Source organism: Streptomyces sp. NPDC031479 (genome assembly GCF_055581065.1).
Genome location: NZ_JBVIKC010000042.1, coordinates 61,836 through 77,597, shown reverse-complemented (window position 1 = coordinate 77,597; position 15,762 = coordinate 61,836). Strand labels below are relative to the sequence as shown.

General features: G+C 70.1%; 11 protein-coding genes and 1 pseudogene. 7 read left to right on the top strand and 5 right to left on the bottom strand.

Annotation, left to right across the window (positions count from 1 at the left end):
• Window positions 1-111: 111 nt before the first annotated feature.
• Window positions 112-354: a hypothetical protein gene (locus tag ACZ5D2_RS32525; protein WP_468934377.1), complete on the bottom strand. Its 243-nt coding sequence runs from the start codon at window positions 352-354 to the stop codon at window positions 112-114.
• A gap of 275 nt (window positions 355-629) precedes the next feature.
• On the opposite strand from ACZ5D2_RS32525, the gene ACZ5D2_RS32520 reads away from it, so the two are divergent.
• From ACZ5D2_RS32520 to ACZ5D2_RS32510, 3 genes are all read left to right on the top strand, one after another.
• Window positions 630-4,934 (top strand): hypothetical protein, encoded by a 4,305-nt coding sequence (locus tag ACZ5D2_RS32520; RefSeq protein WP_468934374.1) that lies wholly within the window; start codon window positions 630-632, stop codon window positions 4,932-4,934.
• Window positions 4,935-5,752: 818 nt separating this feature from the next.
• Entirely contained in the window at window positions 5,753-6,193 is a 441-nt protein-coding gene (locus tag ACZ5D2_RS32515) for a hypothetical protein (protein WP_468934371.1), read from the top strand.
• Between the two features lie 357 nt (window positions 6,194-6,550).
• Window positions 6,551-7,195, top strand: a complete 645-nt coding sequence (locus ACZ5D2_RS32510) for a DUF6461 domain-containing protein (protein WP_468934369.1) — start codon at window positions 6,551-6,553, stop codon at window positions 7,193-7,195.
• A gap of 324 nt (window positions 7,196-7,519) precedes the next feature.
• Here ACZ5D2_RS32510 and ACZ5D2_RS32505 read toward each other — a convergent pair whose 3' ends face one another.
• The 3 genes from ACZ5D2_RS32505 to ACZ5D2_RS32495 all read right to left on the bottom strand — a co-directional run bounded on the left by ACZ5D2_RS32505 (window position 7,520) and on the right by ACZ5D2_RS32495 (window position 10,832).
• On the bottom strand, window positions 7,520-8,749 hold the full coding sequence (locus ACZ5D2_RS32505) for a ParB/RepB/Spo0J family partition protein (RefSeq protein ID WP_468934366.1): 1,230 nt from the start codon (window positions 8,747-8,749) through the stop codon (window positions 7,520-7,522).
• On the bottom strand, window positions 8,746-9,906 hold the full coding sequence (locus tag ACZ5D2_RS32500; RefSeq protein ID WP_468934363.1) for a ParA family protein: 1,161 nt from the start codon (window positions 9,904-9,906) through the stop codon (window positions 8,746-8,748). Before ACZ5D2_RS32500 ends, ACZ5D2_RS32505 begins: the two co-directional genes overlap by 4 nt.
• 206 nt (window positions 9,907-10,112) lie before the next feature.
• Window positions 10,113-10,832 (bottom strand): Fic family protein, encoded by a 720-nt coding sequence (locus tag ACZ5D2_RS32495; RefSeq protein WP_468934360.1) that lies wholly within the window; start codon window positions 10,830-10,832, stop codon window positions 10,113-10,115.
• A gap of 1,489 nt (window positions 10,833-12,321) precedes the next feature.
• Between ACZ5D2_RS32495 and ACZ5D2_RS32490 the strand changes: the two genes are divergently transcribed.
• Together ACZ5D2_RS32490 and ACZ5D2_RS32485 are read left to right on the top strand one after the other, a co-directional pair.
• Window positions 12,322-13,029 carry a hypothetical protein gene (locus tag ACZ5D2_RS32490; RefSeq protein ID WP_331738052.1) on the top strand — a complete coding sequence of 236 codons (708 nt, stop codon included), beginning with the start codon at window positions 12,322-12,324 and terminating at the stop codon, window positions 13,027-13,029.
• Between the two features lie 51 nt (window positions 13,030-13,080).
• On the top strand, window positions 13,081-13,497 hold the full coding sequence (locus ACZ5D2_RS32485) for a hypothetical protein (protein ID WP_331738051.1): 417 nt from the start codon (window positions 13,081-13,083) through the stop codon (window positions 13,495-13,497).
• Window positions 13,498-13,692: 195 nt separating this feature from the next.
• Here the strand turns inward: ACZ5D2_RS32485 and ACZ5D2_RS32480 are convergent, their stop codons facing one another.
• Window positions 13,693-14,295: a DUF4352 domain-containing protein gene (locus ACZ5D2_RS32480; RefSeq protein ID WP_331738050.1), complete on the bottom strand. Its 603-nt coding sequence runs from the start codon at window positions 14,293-14,295 to the stop codon at window positions 13,693-13,695.
• A 176-nt stretch (window positions 14,296-14,471) separates the two neighbouring features.
• On the opposite strand from ACZ5D2_RS32480, the pseudogene ACZ5D2_RS32475 reads away from it, so the two are divergent.
• Window positions 14,472-14,716 (top strand): annotated as a pseudogene (locus ACZ5D2_RS32475) (transposase); the annotation flags it as partial.
• Window positions 14,717-15,183: 467 nt separating this feature from the next.
• Window positions 15,184-15,585: a hypothetical protein gene (locus ACZ5D2_RS32470; RefSeq protein WP_468934356.1), complete on the top strand. Its 402-nt coding sequence runs from the start codon at window positions 15,184-15,186 to the stop codon at window positions 15,583-15,585.
• Window positions 15,586-15,762 lie beyond the last annotated feature (177 nt).

Below are 15,762 nucleotides of genomic sequence, written 5' to 3'. Positions count from 1 at the left end.
CCCCCCCCCCCCCCCCCCCCCCCCCCCCCCCCCCCCCCCCCCCCCCCCCCCCCCCCCCCCCCCCCCCCCCCCCCCCCCCCCCCCCCCCCCGGGCCGGTAACGGTGTCGGTGTCAGCGGTCGTCGCGGCGGTTCCGCCGAGCCGTGAGCCGCGTCCGGTACACATGCGCGGTGGTGCGTACCCACAGGCGTACCGCTTCGCTGGAGGCCAGGTCATGGGCCACCTGTCCCAGGAAGTGCACCTCGGGGCTGGGGTGCAAGGACAGGACGGTGCCGACGGTGTGGAGCGCGTGACCGATGACGGTGTCGATGAAGGTGTCGATGAAGGTGTCGATGGTGGAACGGACATGACGCATGGTGTGGTGACCTCACCGTTTCTCAAGTCGGTGAGGTGCGGGCCCGCACCCCGGGTGGTTGTCGGCGTGCCCACCCAGATTCGCCAGGTCCCGTGTGGGCCCGGAAATCCCGCGGACCATCCCGTCCGGGCGGTGCGAACCCGCAGGTCAGAGCCGGTTGGTGCAGAACTCCCGCGAGGTCTCGTGCGTCGCCGGTGAGAAGCCGGACCCGCCCCGCGGCCGGGCGGCGTGCCCTACGCTGTACGGCCTGTCGATCCGTCAGCAAGGAGGGGCCGATGGCGGCCGAGGAAACCGTTGCGCGGAGGGTGCGGGCATCCCTGCAGCGGGCCCTGTTCCTGCTGTACGACATCGAGGACCGACGGGTGTCCGGGCGCCCCTTGTCCCGTGCCGACGAGCGACGCGACCGCCCGGACACCCGCCTCTGGCGGCGCGTCCACGAGCGGATCGCCCGGCAGCTGGAGCACGACCGGCGGGCCGGGGTGAGTACGGCGCCCGACCGGTACACGACGTTCCACTGGCAGACGTTCCGGCGGCTGCGCGCCGACCTCGTGGCCGAACGGCCCGTCACCGAGGACCGGCAGCGCATCGTGGAGGCACTGGCGCGCCTCGGTGAGCCGGAATACGCCCTGCCCTCCGGTCTCCGCCTCGAACTGGAGGGGGCCGCGCGGCAGCTGTGGCGGTTCGCCGCCCGTCGGGCCGGCGACGGCGGCAGCGGGCACCGCAAGCTCGTCGACGAGATCAGCGAGCGCGCCCGTCAGGACATGCTGCTCCTCGACCACGGCTCCGCCGATGTCCCACCGGTCTCGCTGCGGGACGTGTACGTACGGCGCGGCACCGAGGAGCGCCTGGCGCGCGTCCTGCAGCAGCAGGCCCTGGCCGGCAGCCCCGGTCAGCCGGTCCAGGTGGTGCTGGGCGAAGCGGGTACCGGCAAGTCGAGCCTGCTGTGGTACCTGGCGGAACTCCTCGACGGCCGACGGGCGGTGGCCCCCCTCCGGGAGACGCGCACCGGCCCTCCGTCCGACGAGATCCGCGCGGGCACGGCGCTCCGCCCGGTCCTGCTGCGGGCGGAGCAGTTACTCACCCCCGGCGAGGGAGAACGGCTGCTGAAGTCCTTCGAGCTGAGCCTGACGGCCGGCTGCGTCGCACTCCTCGACACGGCGGACCTGCTCCTGCACGCCCGGGACGGCCGGAGCGTGCTCAGCCGTACGGTCGCCGCCTGCCGGGAGCGGGGCGTACCGCTCGCCCTGACCTGCCGCACCCGCGACGGCAGCGTCCTCCAGGACCTCCTGGGCAGGACACCGTCCGACGTCGTCTTCCACGTCGGCGACTTCCACAGTGGCGAGGAGCTGGAGCGCGCCCTGTCCACGTACTGCCTGCACTACCTGCCGGCGGCCTCCCCCACCACCCGGGCGAAGGCGGTGGCGGCTCTGCTGGAGGCCGCGGTGCGGGGGCTGCCCGTCCGCGAGGTGGTCGCCAGGCCGCTGACGCTGCGCATGCTCTTCGAGGTGTACGCGCCGCAGTCGCCGGCTCCCGAGATCGACGCCGCGGGGCTGTACGAACGCTACTGGGAGCGGCGGGTCCGCGAGGACGCCCGCCACGGGGCCGACGGGCACACCGTGCCGCACTCGCCGGACCTCTCCTGGCCGGCCCAGTCCCTCGCCCGCCTCATGCTGCACGACGGGGCGGTGGCGCTGCCCGTCGCGGACGCGGTCAGCCGCCTGTCCGGGGCGAACCCCGAGGCCGGCGATGACGATCCGCTGGAGCTGCTGGTACAGCTCGACCGGCGCAGCGTGGTCGCGGGTACGGCCGACCGTCGCTCCAGCGTCCACTTCTTCCACCAGACGCTGTTCGAGTACGCGGCGGGCCGCTGCCTGGTGCGCCTCGCCTCCGAGAAGAAGCAGTCGTACTACGGGGCGCTGGGCCGGCACCTGGCGGAGCACCCGGACGACTACCTGCGGGCGGTGGTCGCGGAACAGGCCCTGGTGCAGGGCATGCGCGCGAGGGGCCGCGTACGGGACGACGCGGAGAAGCTGCTCCGCGAACTCCTGGGGAGCGAGGACGTCGACCTCCAGGTGATCGCGGTACGGGCCTGCGCGCTGCTGCCGGACGACCTGTACAGCGACATCCGCGCGGTGTTCCACCGGTACCTGCGGGAGAAGGCGTCACCGGCGATGGTGCGCGAGGTGCTGGCGCTGCTGCCGACCCGCGAGCACACGAACCCCGAGCGGGTGGCCGAGGACCTCGGCGTCGTGCTCAAGCGGGGCTCCCGCCCCGGCGCCCGGGTGGAGTGGCGCGTCCTGGACGTGCTGTGCAGGTTCGGGCGGCTGGACGGGAGGACCGCGGACGTCGTCTGGACGTTCCTGCGCGAGCTCTGCACCGACCCGGTGCGCTGTCTCAGGCGCGAGCCGGACCCGCAGGGCGCGGCGCCGAGCGGCTGCGGTGGCGAGCACTGCCTGTGGTCGTGGCTGGTCAACCTGAACTCGAACAGCGCGAGCAGCCACGGCAATCAGGCGGTACGGCTGATCGAGGCCCTGGCGGAGCACCGCGGCGAGTGGACGGCCGAACGCATGCGGGAGCTGCTCGCGCTGGCCGAACACCATCGCTCCCGCTCCCAGGCCCTCCAGTGTGTGGCCGTCATCCACCGGCGTGCCGGGGATCCGGAGTGGGACGCGCTCTTCCCGGTCGCGGCCCGGATCGCCCAGCGGCTCGGTACCGACAAGGGTCTTGGTAGCGACAGGGGGCTCGGTACCGACAGGGGGCTTCCGGCCGGAGGCGGGGACGAGCAGGAGGGAAGCGGCTCCGGCACGTGGGAGGCCCGTACGCCGGTGGAGGAGTGGAGGCAGGCGCAGGCTGCGCTGGACGCCCACTGGTTCGCCGCCGCCCTCTCCACCCCCGGCAGGTCACCCGGGGAGGTGATCCGGGACCTGGCGGCCGAGGGGAAGAAGCCGTTCGACGTACCGAACTCCCGGCTGCGGGCGGTGCTCGGCCGGGTCGGCACGCTGCTGCGCGAGGCAGCCGACGGTGTGCCCGAGCTCTTGGAGGAGACCGTGGCGCTGTGCCGGGGCCGGGACACGGTCGGCACCATCGCGGCCTTCCTGCTGCCACCCCTGCTCCGTGAGCCCGCCGACGACCCGGGGACACGTGCGGCCGCCACCTGGTGCGCCGATCGGCTCGACGTCTTCGACACGCGGGGCGACCGGGGCCCCCGTACGGGATCCCCGGCCCTGCGGTTCGCGGTCACCGGCCTGGCCCAGCTGCCGCCGGCCCGGCTGAAGGAGATCGTGCACTGGCCTTCCAAGGGTCGCCAGTGGGGGAACGACAGGATCGAGGACACCTTCCTGGCACTCGACGGCGCCACCAAGCTCCTCGTCCCCTTGGCCGCGTCCGGGCACACCAGAGCGGTCGTCGCGCTGGAGCGCTGGCGGACGCTTGAGGGGCTCAGGCACGCGCAGCTGGTCCAAGGCCGCAACGCGTGGCCGGAGTTCCGGGGCGGAAGGCCGTACCACGGCCCCCGGAACCGCGACACGATGATCGGGGTGGTCCAGGCAGCCTTCACCGATCACGCCCCCCAGGCCCATCGGCTGGTCATGGAGGCACTGCGCGTGCGGGTGCCGACGGCCGACATCCCCTGGCTCGCCGCCCTGGCCAAGCGCACGGTGGAGCAGCCCGGTACGGCCGCCGCCCCGGCCCGTGCGCTGTTCGACCGGTTCGGGCCGGATCTGGCCGAGTGGTGCGCCGATCTGTGGGACCGGGGCCCGTGTCCCGATCCGAACGCCAAGCTGGCGGCGCTGCGCCTGTGGGGCGACGTGGTCCGCTTGGGCGCCGCCGACCGGCCGTCGCTCGCGGTGCAGGCACGGCTGGCGGCGAAGGTGGGCAACGGGCGGTGGTCGACCGCGTCGAAAGTCCTGCGGCACTGGAACGGCCACGACGTCTCCTCGGTCGCGGCCGTCGGCGGCGAGCACGGCTGGGAGGAACTGGACGCGGCCCTGGCCTCGGCGGTCGTCCCGGACGCCTCGGCCGGGGAGGTCGCTCTGCTCCGCTCGTTCCTCCGCTGCCGTTTCGCCCCGCTGGGCACGCGGGAAGCCGTCGCCGCGGCGGTAGACACCGTGGCCGGGCAGATCCGGCTCTCGGCCGACACGGCGGCGATCCACGACTCGGGGGCCGGTTTCCTGACGGAACGCCTCTGCGAGTCCGACCCCGGTCAGGCCGTCGAGGTGGCGCTGGAGGTGGCCCGTCGGACGGCGGGCTCCGGCCTGGCGGACCCCCACCACGTCACCCGGCTGGGGTGGAAGTGGCAGAAGCCGCTGACCCGGCTGGCCTCGACCGCGGACCGCGAGGACTGGCTGCGGCTGATCGGGGGCCTGGCCGACGGCCCCCAGTCGATGCTCCAGAAGGCCCTCGACACGGCCGCCGCCCGCCGCCGGGAGGAGGACGTACGCGCCGACGCCGCCCGCGAACTGGCGGCCAGCCCGTACCGCGACGTGGCCATGGCCGGCCTCCGCGACGCCGCGGTACGCCACCGCAGAACCCCGCTGGAGGAACGCCTGTGGCCGGCGGTCCTCCAGCCGGCGCAGGTGTGAGGGCGGGGCCGACGCAGGCCGGTTCCGCAGAGCACGCGGAGCAAGCCGGCCTCTGACTCCTGGGCATCCTCAGCCGACCGTCACCGCCCGCGACCAGCCGGGGCAGCGGGGCAGCGGCACCACTCCCCCGGTCCCCTCCCCCAGTCCCGTCAGCCGGTGGCGCTGAAGTCGCGCGGTCGGCGGGGCCGACCCCCGACCCGTACCGCTCCACGCAAGCGGCCGTCCTCCAAGAGGAGTTGGGGGTACACGCCCGCCAGGACGTCGCCGGACTCTGGGGGCAGGACCTCAGTCGCAACCCAGCCCCGACTTTTGTCCGCGGACAAAAGTCGGGGCGTTCTTCAGAGCAACCGGATCAAGATCCTCCAGCTCTGGACGACCTGGCGGTGGCAGCCGGCCGGCCACCATCGGAAGTGGGGTGGCCCAGCAGACCCTGGTGCAGGTATCTGTGATCGGCAGCCCGTGCCCTCGAGGTGTGGAACGTCGAGGACCGCGAAGCCGAGAAGCCCTACTTCGGCTGGCTCAGCGCCCGGCTCGCGATCTACTCCGAGAGCACCACCGAGCTGAAGACCTACGCCACACGCGGCCGGTCGGCAAGCGGCCCTTCGTCGAGCTGGAGCCCACCGACCACCCCTCGCCGTCGAACCGCGTACCGGGATCACACGGCACCCCATGCGCGAGATCGCGCTGAGACTCGTCGACCTCCGCTGAGGCAGGACACTGGACTTTTGTCCGCGGACAAAAGTCGGCGACGAGCAGAACCAACCCTGCCGCATTCTTGAGGCCTTGATCCGGCCGACGCGTCCGGCCATCATCGAGAGATGTTCGACCTGCTGCCGGGAACGGGCCTCGTTCTGCCGCACCATGCCGGCGTTCTGCGCTTCGGGATGTCCGAGCAGGAGTCTCATTGGGCCGTCTCGACGCTGGCAGATGTACGTGAAACGTGGATCTGCCAAACCGGCTGGGCCTTCACAGCCCGCTACGAGGACCTGGAACTACTCGCCTACGGGAACACTTCGGACCGCCTCAGCCCGAACGCCTTTGACCAGCACGGTCTCGCAGCCGTACACCTGCACCGGTATGAGGCGAGGCCGACCGGGCCGTCTGCCGTACCGGTGGTCCTCCGCGACATCGACCTGTTCGGATACCCGGCCGCCGAGGTACTGGCAGCCCTGCAACCGGGCCCGCAGATCGGTGTGAGACTGCCGCCCGACCAGGCTCCCAGCAGCTACCTGGCAGAAGTACGGCTCTCGATCATTTAGGGCGATCCCCGGTGTGACGGGGATGCCCCTCGCTCCGGGAGGGCTGCGGGCACTCCGTCGTCATCGGCCTCGCCTCGCGAAATGTTGTCAAAGGCGTCTGCGGTCCACCTGCCGGGGACCCCTGCGGCCTCGGCAAGGGTGAGCAGGTTTCGAGAACGTCTCTCGCTCCCTGGTGGGATTGCCTGATGCGCAGCGGAGTGTCGTCGCCCGGTTCCGAGAACGCGCCGATGCTTGCTTCGGGACCAGAGTCATGCCGGGCACAACGAAAACGGCCCAGCCCGCCGGGACTTCAGATCGGAAGAAGTCCCATGAAGCCCGACGCCCGCGTTGTCAGAGGGACCGGTCAGGATGACCGTCATGACACATGGAACGACCTGGCTGGCCGACCCGCAATCCATAGCCTTCGGCGGCTACCACGTGGTGCTCGCCCGCGGGCTCTCCCCGAACGAGCTCGCCGCCCGCCTCGCAGCCACCGTGTACGACGGGAGGCACATCGCCGTGGCCGTCGGGGATCACACCGGAGACTCCCTTCTGGAGCTCATGGACGACACCTACGGCGATTCCTTCGACGGCATAGGCCTGCGCCTCGGCCGCGCCGGAGACTGGACATACGCGGTCGCCTACGGCGGCTGGGCGGCCGAGTTCGGCCCACTGGCCCCGGCATCGCGTGACGGCGCGCACGTCTGCCTGCTGGAGTACGAGGAGGAGAACGGCAAGCCGGTCCCACCGCAGTTCGCGTACTTTCACGACGGCCGCCTGCTGGGCGCCTGCAACCTGCACCTGGACGCGTCCTGGGGCTATGACGGGGTCGACGGCGACCCGGAGACGGCTGCGCGCTTGCAGGAACTGCTGACCGCCGCCGGCCTGCCTGACCCGGAGCGGGACCGGAGGGAAGTGCACCGCACCGCGTTGGGGGTGGTCGAAAAGTTCTTCGATCTCTCGCTGCCGAAGGACCCGATCGCGAACGGCACTCTGCCGTCCGTCCTGCTGGAACCCGCGTAGTCCACCACCGCCAGGCCGGCCCCGGGAGGCTCCGTCTCCGGACGTGTGTCAGTGCCAGGCCATCTCGCGTTCGGCAGCTCCCCCGCGCTGAGCGTCGTCGCAATCTCCTCGGGGAGTTCCAGCAGACCTTCCGCGAGGAGGTATTCGATGAAGCCCGGCCCGGAAGGCCGAGGCCGTCCCGCACTGCGAAGTCCAGCAGCTCCAGTCGTCGCCGGCTCACCTCACTCCCCCGGGCCCTCCTTCCGGGGGCCCGACTTTTGTCCGCGGACAAAAGTCGGGCCCCACCGCTAAGTGCGGTGGGGCCCTGGCAGGGGTCGACGGGAACTAGCCTCGCCGGTTGTTCTCGATCAGGAGCATCGTCAGCTCCGCCCGGTGCTTCGGCGACATGTTGGCCCAGATCGCCTCGTACATCGCCCTCGGGTCCTGCCACAAGACCGACGGCGTGTCCGTGGTCCGGGTCTGGGAAGGAATCACACCCTCCGGCTCGCGCTCGTCCGCGTACTCGCTCTCGACCGACTGAACCGGCCGAACCCGCTCCGGAGCGGGAGCGGGAGCGGGAGCGGGTGCGGAAGCGGGAGGAAGAACCGGCGCTGGAAGCGGGGCTTCAGCAACCCGTTCGGCGACCGGAGCAGAGGGCTCCTCACGCACCGGCAGCTGGGGCTCGGGGTCCCGACTTTTGTCCGCGGACAAAAGTCGGGGCGCCTCCGCAGCCGGCTCCGGCGGCTGCGGCACTCCCCCGGTCTGGTCCGCCACCTGCTCCTGGGCGCTCCGCAGGATCTCCCGCTGCGCCGCCTTCACCTCGGCCTCCTGCTGCTTGTTCTGCTGCAGGAAGCCGAGGAGCTCGGCCGCGCCGACACCCGGCCGGTCCTTCGCCGCACGGGCCAGGAGGCGACCGTCGCGCTCGGGCAGTTCGGCGGAGCTGAGCCGGATCTGGATCTCTTCGGGCAGTTCCAGCAGCACCAGCTGGTTGGTGACCCAGGACGGCGAGCGCCCGAGCCGCTCCGCCGCGCGGGACTTGGCTCCGTGCTCTCGGCCCTCCTCGGCACAGGACTCCACCAGCTGCTGCACACCACGCGCGCGCTCGATGACGTCGAAGTCCTCGCGCTCCAGGTTCTCGGCCAGGAGGTGGTCGATGAAGTCGGTCCGGGACGCGGCGAGGTCGTCGCGTACGACGAAGTCGAGGGACTCCAGCCCCACGTGCAGGGCGCTGCGGAATCGGCGCTCACCGTTGATGAGGACGTGGGTCGCCGACCCGATCCGGGAGGCGTGGTCCGGCCACAGGGCGAGATAGGCGCTGCGAGTGGTGACGACACAGGCGGACAGCTGCGCCTGACGCAGTTCCTCGCCGAAACGGGTCTTGTCCTCGTCGGTGCCGAAGTTCCGGCGGGGGTTGAGGGGGCTGGGGGAGACCTGGTCGAGGGGGAGCCGGATCAGCTCGTACGACGGTACGTCGCCCTGCGCTATGGCCTTGGCCCGGCCCCGCTCGCTGCGGCCGCCGGCACGGCGGGCGTTGCTGAAGGCGGCGCCGGTACCCAGGAGGTCGCTCTTGCTCATGCCGCGATCCTCCGGGCGATCTCGCGCATGGCCTCGGACTGCTCGCAGTCGGGTGCGTAGTGCAGCAGGGGCAGCTTCACACGCACGGCCTCACGCTGCTCCTTGAGGTCGGCGATGACCGTGATGACCGGCGGGTCGCCGAACTCCTTCCAACTGTTGAGGGAGGAGGTCACGACGTAACCCTTGCGGCTGTCGTAGAGGTTGACGACGAAACCGAGCTGGGCGATCTCGATGTCGAGGTCGTCGATGAGGTCCTCAAGCTGCTCGGTGAGCATGTCGTACGCGTCGGCGGAGGTGTCCTCGGCCTGGACGGGGACGATGATGCCGGAGGTCTTCATGGCCTCGCCGTCACGGGTACGCGCGTAGTAGAGCGCGGTGTCCATGGTGTAGCCGAGGCTGGGCGGGCAGTCGACGACGATGTAGTCGAACTCCTTCTCCAGTTCCTCCAGCGCCTTCTCCAGGGCGGTCTCCTTGGTGCGGACGTGCCGGGTGGTGGCCAGGCGGGCGTCGAGGAGGAAGGCGTCCTTGCAGGAGGGCAGGAGGAAGAGGCGCCCGGCGAACACCCCGTGCTCGATGGGGACGAGGAGGTCGCGGACGCGGCCTTCGATCTCGCCCAGCATGTGCTTGGCGAGGCTGGGCTCCTTGATGGAGAGCATGTCGGCGCCGAGGTGACGCGTCAGGTGCCCCTGCGGGTCGAAGTCGATGACACAGACCCGGGCGCCGGTCTCGGCCAGGGCCTGGGAGACGCCGTTGCTGATGGCGCTCTTGCCGACACCGCCCTTCTGGTTGCAGACCACGATCCGGCGGGCGCCCTCGTTCGCGGGGCGGCGGCGGCCGACGGGGGAGGGGTGGGTGTCGAGCCAGAGCCGGATGGACTGGGCGAGGCCCTGGTTGTACGGGATCTCACGCGCGCGGCAGTCGTCCTTGAACTCCCCGTACAGGCCGGTGGGGAGGTAGGTGGAGAACGACGAGGCGCCCGAGGTGTCCACGGGGGTTGCCGCCGAGATATCGGCGCGCCATGAGCGCACCCCCTCGGTCACGGCGTCCTGGATGTCCACGCCCAACTGGGCTGCACGGACTTTGAGTTCCTGCCGCAGGGACGCCGGCAGCTTGGCAACTACCTTTTCCCTGACTTCCGGATCGTATGGAGCGGTCATGCGGGTACCTTACTAACCTTCTCGGGGGAAGGCGAAGAGGCACACCGAAGAATCTTGCCCGGCTATGCCCGAGTTGCCCTGGAGTCGGAGCGGTTACCTACACGCCCAGACCACCGTCAGGCGCATAGCTCCCGGCCCCTGAAGCGGTGGGAGACCGGGTCCACCCCCCGTCCGGCCGGCCCCCCGGCAGCGATCCCGGACAGCGACTACGAACCGAGGGAGAAGGCCTTGCTGCGGGTCTCCACGAGATGGAGGTCGATATACCCGGCGAGGATGAGGGCGTCCTGGGGGTTGCCCGCGTGGAAGGTGACGTGGCGGATCAGGCGGACGTCGTCCAGCGCGACGCCCTCTCGGGCGAGGACGAAGACGAGCGCGAGGAAGGCGGAGCGCGCGTTGCCGTCGTCGAAGAGGTGGAAGAAGCAGACGTCGAGATGGGCACGTGCGGCACGGACGGTCAGGGGGAGGGGCGGGCCTGCGTCGGCTCCGCTCTCGGCCGGGCACGCATCGAGACGGGCTCGGGCCTCCGGGCCGATGCCATAGCGTTCCCTGCCCTCCTTCGCGAAGGCGGGCAGGCTGCGGAACGGCGGTGCCAGCGGAGCGTCCAGAACGTGCTGCTGCCAGCCGCGGAGCAGTTCGAAGTCGAGCCGGGCACCGCGCTCCGCGTCTGCCCGCGCCAGTTTCAGAGCGGCGAGCAGACCTTCTGCGCGCGAGGGGTCCACGGCAGCGTCGATGGAACGGATGTCCTGCGCCGCGCCGTCGCACGACGGGATGACCGGTCCGCCCGTATCCCTGTTCTGGACCTCTTGCCACGGGACGGTCGCACGTACCGCGAGCCAGCTCTCCAGATGGTCCGGCAGTGGCTGGTCGGCGTCTGCACCGTCGTCCGGCCGCAGCGAAAGGGCCAGCCGCTCCGCGACGTCTTCCACCAGAACGGTGTCCGGTCCGGTCCAGCTACCAACTCCGCTGCCACGTCAGGCGCGAGTTGGGTCGGCACGCGGCGGGCCGGCCCGAGGGAGCGCACGACCTGTTGCACCGAGTCCCTGTCGAAAGCGCGGGAATTGCCCCAGCACCCCGCAGCCCAGTGCCATGGCACGGACTCGAACCGCGGCACTGGGCGTACGGCCGGGCCGCCCGATGCAGAGCGGACGGCTGGTCCGTGGCGCCGCGAGCCGGGACGAGTCGCCGACGAGTCGGAATCAGTCCGACTGGACCGCTGAGGCGACTTCCTGAGCCATGTACAACTGCTTCTCAAGGGTGAAAACCGCTGTACGGCCCGCTGACGGCTCCGAAGGTGAGGGAAGGTCACATCACACCGGGTCAGTTGAGTTCGGCCCTCTGGGGCCTGTTTCTGATGGCCGATTTTCGGTCGCTTTGCTCAAAATTGGCTGGATGTCCGGATGCCGGAAGGCCGGTGACAGTTCTTGTCGGCCGCCGAGGGTCTGCCAAGACTCCCGCCTTGGCCGGCAGACCAGCTCACGCTCACCCCTCCGCGCAAGGCGGACGGATTGCCGCCGACCGGGGTTACTCCCACGCCTGGGGTCGGTAGCTCCTCAGCCCTGGCGGGCTTGCGGTGCCCCGCCGGGGTGGCTGGTCGCCGTCGGCGACCGCGTGGGGGATGTGGTGTGGAACATGGAAGCGTGGCTGAGGCCGGAGGTGGTGAAGGTGGCCACTGGCGGTACTCGTTCGGCAAGCCGCGCGTCGGGCCTCGCATTCGGTGGTGCGGGTTCGAGCAGGGTCAACTGAAGCCACAGCATGGGCGACTCGTGCCGCAGACCCCCTCGGCAGACGCCTGGATTCGGAGTAAGCACGAAAAGTAAAGGCCTCGTGGACTTCCAGGTGACCTGACCAAGGTGCCCGGGGGGCGACAGCGGTGCCGCATCGACTGCTCACGCACCCTTTGACCTGCGGCCCAAGGGCTGGCGCTGCCTACAGAACAGCCCCGAACGGGTCGTCAGAGCCCACGGTGACAGTTGCTCTTTAATAAGAGGACGCCGCGTCTACAGGCCTCTGACCTGCATGTTTGTCGCACCCTATGTGTCCCCCAGGACACATTTGGGGTTCCGAAATGTATACCTGGCGAGCACATTTTGCGGAAAAATCAAGCACCACTTGATTTTTTGACGGCACCAACAGGCCTGGAAACACCGCAGGTCAGCGAGTCGGGCCGCAGGCGCCAGGTCCCGAAAAACATGCATGCGCTCCACAACTATGTGCCGTCATCACGACACGCGAAATCAAGCAGCCGTGGACTTCCGGCGCTTGGGCGCAGAAAAACTTCACGTGGTGTGTACTTTTGGCGCCGCGTTCGAACAGGGGCGTGCCAGGGGGCCCCGTCCGGCGCGCCGGGGCGTCAAAAGACAAGCACACGTTGATTTTCTGGATAGTCTCGGACCGCCTGAGTAACAAGGAGGTCCTGTGACATCTGATCCGCCCGCCCGTCGTCGGCGCGGGCCCCGGCCGGTACCCGCCCCCACCGCCGCGGGAAGCGAAGCCGAGTACGGAGACATCCTGGCGGTCCTGGGCCAGCAGCTCGGGGAGAAGGTGGCCGAGGCCACCGATCCCGGAGGCCGACGTCGGCTCAAGGGAGTCCACTTCGAGTACGCGGCCGACCCCCGCGCCGTACACGACATGGCCGGGGGAGCCGGATACAGCCTGGCCAGCAACTGGTTCACGCAGCTGCTGGCGCAGCTGGCCGTCGCGAACAGCATCACCAAATCGCAGCTGTGCGTCTTCCTCTTCGTGGCCGGAGGACAGGTGCCGGGGACCGGCATCACCCCGTACACGCAGCAGGAGATCACGGACGGACTGAACAAGATCGCCGCTCAGAAGGGCGGCAAGATGATCACGCGGTCCACGGTCAACCGAGCTGTCCAAGCCCTGTGCGGCTACAACTGGGTGGAGAAGGCCGGCAACGGTCGTATCCAGATCAACGTCCGGTTGTGGTTCCACGGCAACAGCACGGCCCAGCACGAGGTTCTTGCCGAGATCTCCGACCGGCACGAGCGCGATGTGGAAGCCTTCCCGTACGCGGTAGGCCCCGTAGGCGCTCATCAGGAGGAGCTTGACCTCGACTTCGGGTACGAGGTCGAACCCGCCCTTCGCGGACGGAGGCGTACCGGGTGATAGTTCTGCCATGCCCCTTCGCGGGCACCCGCTCACGAGGAAGGCTCTCCCATGGCTAACGTCATGTCTCCGATCATCGCGGAGCGCATCTGGGCCCTGCCGTTGTCCGGGTCCGCCGTCAAGTTCCTCCAGTACCTCGTCTCCCGCAGCGACTTCGGGGGAGCACTCCCGGTGCGGCAGAAGGACATGGCGGCGGAGTACGGGGTCACGCCGCAGGCCGTCAGCGGGCTCATGGCGCCCCTGTGCGACCTGAACATCGTCCTCAGGCCGCGCAGCGGAGAGCGCAACGGCAACTCGTACCGGCTGCACCCTCTCGCGGCGAAGTACGAGAGCCCGCAGGACATGGAGGCGGCGTTCCGCGCGACTCTCGTCCGCATCCAGGCGGGGGACCTGCCCAACCTGAAGCTGCCGGCGTACCAGCAGACGCCGCCGACCCCGACCGGCCGTCCGAAGCTGCAGGTCGCCTGACGGCGTCCGGCCGCCCTGGTTCCGGCCCTGGCCCTGGCCCTGAAAAGACGGAAGGCCCCCCACCGAGGTGGGGGGCCTTCCGCGCCTGAGTAACAGAATGGTTCGGTCATTATATTCGCCAGGCCCCGGGCATGCCCAGCTGTACGGCACCGCACGAGCCGACCGTGTCTCCGGTGCGGGCCTGCCGCCTTCGCCTCAGCCGGCCGGGACGACCCAGTCGAGGGGCTCCTGGAGCGACTCGGGTGCGTACACGATGCGCGCCGGCCGCTTGTCGCCCGGTACGGGGTAGGGGATCTTGCCGCGGACGCAGTCACCCTGCTTGACGGCCTCCCCGACGGTCGGGAACTCCGGCTTGGGAAGGTCGCCGCCGTTGAGGCCGGTGACCTTGATGCGCGTGCCGTCCTCGTAGGCGAGCGACCACGGGAACTGGCTGACGGAGAAGGTCTTGCCCTCCGTATTGCACACCTTGACCTCGACGGTTGCCCAGACATCACCGCCCAGCGTCGCCCGGTCGGGAGGCTGGGGGCCCTCCGCGGGCTGGGTGTAGGCCAAGACCGCGACGGTGAACTTGGAGGAGACGTCGGCGAACTCGGCGACCTCACCGACCGCGAAGCGCGTCTTGGCCCGCGTCGGCGCGGGCGCGGGCGCAGACGCGCCGGGAACGGACGCAGTCCCGGTGGCAGCGGGCGTAGTGGGAGCCTTGGACGACACCGAGGTGGCAGGAGCGCTGCAGGCGGTAAGCGCGGAGAGGACGAGCATCGCGCTCATCGATGCTGTGACGGTGATGCGGTCTCGCATGGGTCCCCCAAGGCGTACGTGACGTAAGGGGCCAGCATGACGGATCCCTGGCTTCGGGCGTCACCCGTTCAGAAGCTTGATGCCAAGCCCGGGCCGGGATCGGTGCAGGCCGTCTTCTTCGTACATGCCGCACATGAGGACATGGCATAGGGGCAGCCCCCGCGGGTGAGACCCAGATGGCCACCGTCTCTTGGTCTACGGCCAAGAGACGTGAGTGGTCTCGTCTGGAAGGGCATCTGCCGATGGCAGTTGGCAGAGGTGGCCGGTGACCACCGGACCGTCATGCACGGGGCCTTTTCAGGCTCCGGACCAGTGCCCCAGGCATGACCTGCCCACGCGCTTCGGCAGCTGGAAAACCGCCTACGACAGGCATGGGCGCTGGTCGGCGGACAGAACGTGGGACACGGCCTTGCGTGTCGTGTAGGCCGATGCCGATGCCGAGGGGCGCCACAGCCGGCCGATACGCTGCGAGCGATCTACGACCAACTGACCGGAAGCATGATGACCCGCACCCCCAGGCCAACGCTCGAAACGATACTCGCCGCGCTTCCCGAACTCGCTCCGCACGCGCGCGATGCAGTCATACTCCATCCCGCGCGGGCAGAACCGGACTGCCGGAACACCTCGATTGGCGGGCCGTTGCTGTGGCCGGGGGACGAACCGTGGCCCGAGTGCTCCTTGCCCGACGAGAACAACCCTCTCGGCATGCCTGCCACGGCCATGGTCCCGGTCGCGCAGATCTTCCGGTGTGACGCACCGGGACCCTGGTGGCCCGCCGGCATCGACCTCTTGCAGGTCCTTTGGTGCCCCAATGAACACGGGGACCCTCCGGTCCAGCAGGCCGACGCCAGCCCTGTGCTAGAGCTGCGATGGCGTCGGACTGCTGACGTGACCGCGCCATTGACGACGCCGCCGTCGCCCTCGAGGTATGACGAGGACGGCTACCTGCCACGAGCGTGCGTCCTCACCTCCGAACCCGTGACCGACTTTCCTTTCCGTGAGGAGCTACCGGCAGAACTACGTCCGCGGCTTGAGGAACTGGTCCGCGAAACAGGCGCCGGCGGTGACGTCATCACCCGCCTCGCCGGCTGGAAACTCGGCGGCTGGCCGACCTGGCACCTGACGCACCCGACGGTCATTCCCTGCGGGGACTGCGGCACGGCCATGACACTCCTGTTCACCGCCGCCAGCGACGACGAGACACAGGTCACCGTCGGCCGCTACGGAGACCTGCGCATCTTCACCTGCCCCGCCGACCACCGTCATGCGTTCCAGGTGGACCTGCACTGACCCTCGGCACATCACCTGCACCACGACCCACCAGACAGGCTCCAGCCGACGACACGGGTGGGGCCGGGGCGGTGACCGAAGCCCGGGGCCACGGGCCGGACGGGCAGACGGGTACGGAGATGGCCGCGGGGCGTGCGGATATGGGCGTAGCCATGCGGTTGGACTGAGCGGGTGCCC

Coding starts and splice junctions, on each gene's coding strand:
- ACZ5D2_RS32525 (WP_468934377.1), bottom strand. CDS start 354: ATGCGTCATGTCCGTTCCACCATCGACACCTTCATCGACACCTTCATC.
- ACZ5D2_RS32520 (WP_468934374.1), top strand. CDS start 630: ATGGCGGCCGAGGAAACCGTTGCGCGGAGGGTGCGGGCATCCCTGCAG.
- ACZ5D2_RS32515 (WP_468934371.1), top strand. CDS start 5,753: ATGTTCGACCTGCTGCCGGGAACGGGCCTCGTTCTGCCGCACCATGCC.
- ACZ5D2_RS32510 (WP_468934369.1), top strand. CDS start 6,551: ATGACACATGGAACGACCTGGCTGGCCGACCCGCAATCCATAGCCTTC.
- ACZ5D2_RS32505 (WP_468934366.1), bottom strand. CDS start 8,749: ATGAGCAAGAGCGACCTCCTGGGTACCGGCGCCGCCTTCAGCAACGCC.
- ACZ5D2_RS32500 (WP_468934363.1), bottom strand. CDS start 9,906: ATGACCGCTCCATACGATCCGGAAGTCAGGGAAAAGGTAGTTGCCAAG.
- ACZ5D2_RS32485 (WP_331738051.1), top strand. CDS start 13,081: ATGGCTAACGTCATGTCTCCGATCATCGCGGAGCGCATCTGGGCCCTG.
- ACZ5D2_RS32480 (WP_331738050.1), bottom strand. CDS start 14,295: ATGCGAGACCGCATCACCGTCACAGCATCGATGAGCGCGATGCTCGTC.